Here is a 1,622-nt window from a genome sequence, read left to right on the forward strand (position 1 = left end):
CCGACTACACCACCGAAGTCGCCTCCGACATCGGCTCCCAAGCCGCCATGGCCGCCATCACCGGCGAAGAATTCGAACTATCCGCCGACACCTTCACCAGCGCCGCCGCCGGCGCCGCCCACAACCAACTCGACAGCGGCGGGAACAACGGCGGAGACGACGGCGGCGGCAACGGGCCCGGCGGCTCCGAGAACGACCCCGACTCCGGGAACAACGACCGCGAACCACAGAACAACGACAACTCCGGCCGCGGGGACAACAACAACGGTGACCGCGGCGGCAACGACGGCGACCGCGGCAGCAACAACGGCGACCGCGGCGGGAACCAGAACCCCGCCAACAACAACACGGGCAACGACGGCGGCTCGGACAACCCCAACGGCAACAACACTCGCAGCGGCGACAACACACCCGACAACACCGACAACCAACCCAACCAAACCACCCCCGCCAACGCCACGAGCACCGACGACTCCAACAACGGCAACGGCAACGGCAACGGCAACGGCAACGAGCCTCCCGCCAACACTCAACCGGCATCCACCGGCGACCCCACCGGCAACGATGGCGCCCGCAACCCGGACGACCCCACGGGCTCCAACGACCACGGGAGCGACGACACCCCCGAAAACACCGACCGTCAACCCGGCCAAACCGCGCCCGCCAACGCCGACAGCACCGACGATTCCGTCAACAACGGCAACGGCAACGGCAACGGCAACGAGCCTCCCGCCGACACCGATCCGGCAGCCACCGGCGACCCGGCCGACACCGGTACCGACAATCCCGGCCAGCAGTCCCCCCAAATCTCTCCCGCCGGCAACGAACCACCTGCTCAGCCCCAGCAGGCCGCAGCGGACGACCCGGGCAGCCAGACCACCGGCGACAACGGCCGCAGCGGCGATGAGCCGTCCACCGGCGGCCAACCGAACTCGCTCGACCTGCCCACCCAGGACTCGCCCGGACCCGAATCCGCGCAGCCTTCCCAGGACCCCACGTCCCTCGACCTGCCCCCGCAGGACAACCAGCCGGACGTCTCCCAGCCGAGCCCGCTGGATCTCCCCGACCAACCCGCGTCCCCCACCACCACCGACCCGAGCCCTCTCGATCTCCCGGACCAGGGCCAGTCCACCGCACCCGCGAACCCGGATTCGAGCCCCCTCGACCTCCCGCCACAAGACCCCGCGCCGAGCGCACCCCAGACCCCACTGGACCTGCCGTCCCAGACCACCGATTCCAACGCCCAGAGCGCGCCGACCCAGGACACCTCCAGCGAGTCGGGCACGGGCACGGGCACGGGCACGGGCACGGGCACGGGCACGGGCACGGGCACGGGCACGGGCACGGGCACGGGCACGGGCACGGGCACGGGCACGGGCACACCGTCGAGTCTGGGCACGCCCACGTCAACCACCGGATCCACGACCACCCCACCCCAGTCCGCATCCCAGCCGGACAATTCCACCGGACCCAACCGCACCCCACCGACGAACGACGACCCCACCGCCCAACCGACCGTCGGCGCACCCGCCACCGCTCCCACCGCACCAACGAGCACCACTGCGGCAGCTTCCGCCACCGCACCACCGCTCGATGGGACGACCCAGCCCACCACCACACCC

The 1,622-nt window shown here is 71.0% G+C and carries 1 pseudogene; it reads left to right on the forward strand.

The window, feature by feature from the left end:
- Window positions 1-1,622, forward strand: a pseudogene (locus GV790_RS28820) (hypothetical protein); the annotation flags it as partial.

It is taken from the genome of Nocardia cyriacigeorgica (genome assembly GCF_010858045.1).
GTDB lineage: Bacteria > Actinomycetota > Actinomycetes > Mycobacteriales > Mycobacteriaceae > Nocardia > Nocardia cyriacigeorgica_E.